Raw genomic sequence first — 2,475 nt, forward strand, 5'->3', positions numbered from 1 at the left:
AGATCGTTCACGAACTTCAGGGGAAAACTTTGTTTGATTGCTCATGGCTCCATTCTCTCAAAAGTTGGAGCCTCCTCAAAACCCGGGGCGATTCAATTACCGCGCTACGCATGAGAAGCCTCCTTAGAAACATAACGTTTGAATTAAGGAGCGCCGTTAGGCGTCCCGCTTGAATGATTGGTTAGGTTTTGGTTTGTGGGCAGAGAAGCGTTAATGAACTGCTCAAACTCTTGGCCATAGCCGGTGTCTTTTTTTATTTCTAGCCAAGCGTTGATGAAAGCGGTTTTGGATAAAGCTGTTTTTATACCACCCTCCCAAACTGTCCAAGTTTTGGCATCAATTAACTTACGCTGGTTTAGATGCCATTCTTCAAAAGACAAGTCGAAATATGCTCTCATGTAGCGCATGGTTTTGTTTTTATCTGTGTCTTTAGAGAAATCGAAGGTTTGTTCGTTTATATTTTCAGGGAAATGCAAAATGATTTCTTGGTAGCGTTTTGTATAGTCGGAAAATTGCTGAATAACGAGCTGGTTGTTCATTTTTTTCATTTGCTGCCAACTCGCATAGAGCGCTACTCCAACCCCAAGTAGAGTAGCTATTGCACTTCCTAGACTTATCCAATCCGAATTAGATATGCACATAGAGACCTAACGCTCGGTATGCACCGCAAACGGTGCATACCTCTTTGTAAATGGGTGTATAACAAAACTCATTATTCAGTAAGGTTCTGAATTAAAAACTTCATGAATGAAATATCGCAATCTTCTGTTTTGATGACACCTTGCTCATTCGATCAGCTTCGCAACAGCCTGCTACCCTGATCAGGAACAAATCAGCTGCTTTGAAATTTCAGAAATGAGGTTTCAGGTATTTTGCTGCGTTTGAAGTTGATCTTAATCAGCGAGCAAAGGAGGAATTATCTGTTTATTGCGGTGAGAACGAGGGCGACTGATATCCTGTCGTCAGCTTTCATCAAATGCATTTCTGATCCATTCGATTTCATTTTCCCGCTCACCGGAAATCAGGATTGCATCGAAGCGGTAGGGGAAGTCACCTTCACATCCCGCCAGATAATGACGAGCGGCGCGTGTTAACTTGAGTTGTTTGGCAGCGGTGATGCTGGCGGCTGCGCCACCAAACCGATCACTGGAGCGCATCCTGACCTCGACGAATATCACCGTATCGCCTTCCCGCATGATCAGATCGATTTCCCCGAAGCGGCAGCGGTAATTTCTTTCCAGCAACGTCAGTTTCTGCTGCTGGAGAAAGATTGTTGCGCACTGCTCGGCATCACTGCCTTTGTTTCCTGCGGATGACATGGGAGTGTCTGTAACTATTGGCAAAAGGTTCTGGATTGTTTCATCCTTTCGGGATTCATCAATGGAATCAAACAAAATGGATATCCTCTTTTGTTATGCTGTCAACCGCGACATAAGCGAAATAGGAGTGATCGCCAGTCTTGCTTGCTGGAACTTCATCGGGACAGTGGCCCGGCATCAGCCCGAAGCCGTCACGGGAAAGAAAGCACCACCCATCAACGGAAAAGTCAATCGTGAGCCCCAACTTCTCTTGAAAGAATGCGACAGACGCATCCGGGTCTCGAACCGCTAATACGCTGCGAGCATTGTTCAAACTGGGCATGTGGTTCACGTTGTTTCATACTGTCCTCTTGAACGCGCAGTCAGGTGCCGACATTGACTTTTGGCAGAATGTAATGTACAAATAAATGTACAATTGGAGAACCTTATGGACGCTATCACTTACAGCACTGCCAGAGCCAAACTTGCCGACACCATGAACCGCGTTTGCGATAACCATGAACCTATCATAATCACACGCAACGGAGAACAATCCGTTGTAATGATGTCGCTCGACGACTTCAAGGCGCTGGAGGAAACCTCTTACCTGCTCCGTAGCCCAAAGAATGCGAAGCGGCTGCTGGAAAGCATCGCAGCTCTTGAATCAGGCAGAGGCGAAACGAGAAGCCTGGCAGAGTGAAGCTGGTTTTCTCTGAGCAGGCCTGGGAAGACTATTTGTACTGGCAAAAGACAGACCGAAAAACCGTACAGCGAATCGATACGCTGGTGAAAGAGATTACAAGAACACCACACGAGGGTACCGGCAAACCCGAGCCACTGAAACATGCGCTGTCAGGTTATTGGTCACGCCGTATCAATAACGAGCACCGGATCGTCTATAAAATTGCGGATGACTCGTTGTTTATTGCTCAACTGAGATACCACTACTGACCGAATGGTAACAGCATCAGGCCATTTTGAATCGGTTTGAATCGTGCCATCCTATAGCTCCCGATAATTTTCTCCAATCCTGATTATTCCAGAAAAACTAACAGGCTCAGGTTTTTCTACATCCTCAACGTGCTAGTTGTTTGGTCCCGCATTGTGATGGTGTATTGTATGATTTGCTACCGACACAGGAGGAATTATGGGACAGATATTACACGGGAGCGCCCGC

At 46.2% G+C, this 2,475-nt stretch carries 5 protein-coding genes; 2 read left to right on the forward strand and 3 right to left on the reverse strand.

Annotation, left to right across the window (positions count from 1 at the left end; all coding sequences use genetic code 11):
- Positions 1-143: 143 nt before the first annotated feature.
- The 3 genes from B5D58_RS13385 to B5D58_RS13785 form a co-directional block, all read right to left on the reverse strand.
- Entirely contained in the window at positions 144-548 is a 405-nt protein-coding gene (locus B5D58_RS13385) for a hypothetical protein (protein ID WP_050731238.1), read from the reverse strand.
- 414 nt (positions 549-962) lie between these two features.
- Positions 963-1,319: a YraN family protein gene (locus B5D58_RS13390; protein ID WP_011111330.1), complete on the reverse strand. Its 357-nt coding sequence runs from the start codon at positions 1,317-1,319 to the stop codon at positions 963-965.
- Positions 1,320-1,386: 67 nt separating this feature from the next.
- Positions 1,387-1,641: a VOC family protein gene (locus B5D58_RS13785; protein ID WP_143023796.1), complete on the reverse strand. Its 255-nt coding sequence runs from the start codon at positions 1,639-1,641 to the stop codon at positions 1,387-1,389.
- A 105-nt stretch (positions 1,642-1,746) separates the two neighbouring features.
- Here B5D58_RS13785 and B5D58_RS13400 point away from each other — a divergent pair, with 105 nt between their 5' ends.
- Together B5D58_RS13400 and B5D58_RS13405 are read left to right on the forward strand one after the other, a co-directional pair.
- Positions 1,747-1,998, forward strand: a complete 252-nt coding sequence (locus B5D58_RS13400) for a type II toxin-antitoxin system Phd/YefM family antitoxin (protein WP_041356508.1) — start codon at positions 1,747-1,749, stop codon at positions 1,996-1,998.
- A complete protein-coding gene (locus B5D58_RS13405) occupies positions 1,995-2,249 on the forward strand; it encodes a Txe/YoeB family addiction module toxin (protein WP_011111332.1) in 255 nt (84 codons plus the stop codon). The genes B5D58_RS13400 and B5D58_RS13405 overlap by 4 nt, the downstream gene beginning before the upstream one ends.
- The last annotated feature ends 226 nt before the right edge of the window (positions 2,250-2,475 follow it).

It is taken from the genome of Nitrosomonas europaea (assembly GCF_900167395.1).
GTDB classification, from domain to species: domain Bacteria; phylum Pseudomonadota; class Gammaproteobacteria; order Burkholderiales; family Nitrosomonadaceae; genus Nitrosomonas; species Nitrosomonas europaea.

Excerpts from the sequence above, each read along its gene's own strand:
- B5D58_RS13400 (WP_041356508.1), top strand. The coding sequence starts at position 1,747 with ATGGACGCTATCACTTACAGCACTGCCAGAGCCAAACTTGCCGACACC.
- B5D58_RS13785 (WP_143023796.1), bottom strand. The coding sequence starts at position 1,641 with ATGCCCAGTTTGAACAATGCTCGCAGCGTATTAGCGGTTCGAGACCCG.
- B5D58_RS13385 (WP_050731238.1), bottom strand. The coding sequence starts at position 548 with ATGAAAAAAATGAACAACCAGCTCGTTATTCAGCAATTTTCCGACTAT.
- B5D58_RS13390 (WP_011111330.1), bottom strand. The coding sequence starts at position 1,319 with ATGTCATCCGCAGGAAACAAAGGCAGTGATGCCGAGCAGTGCGCAACA.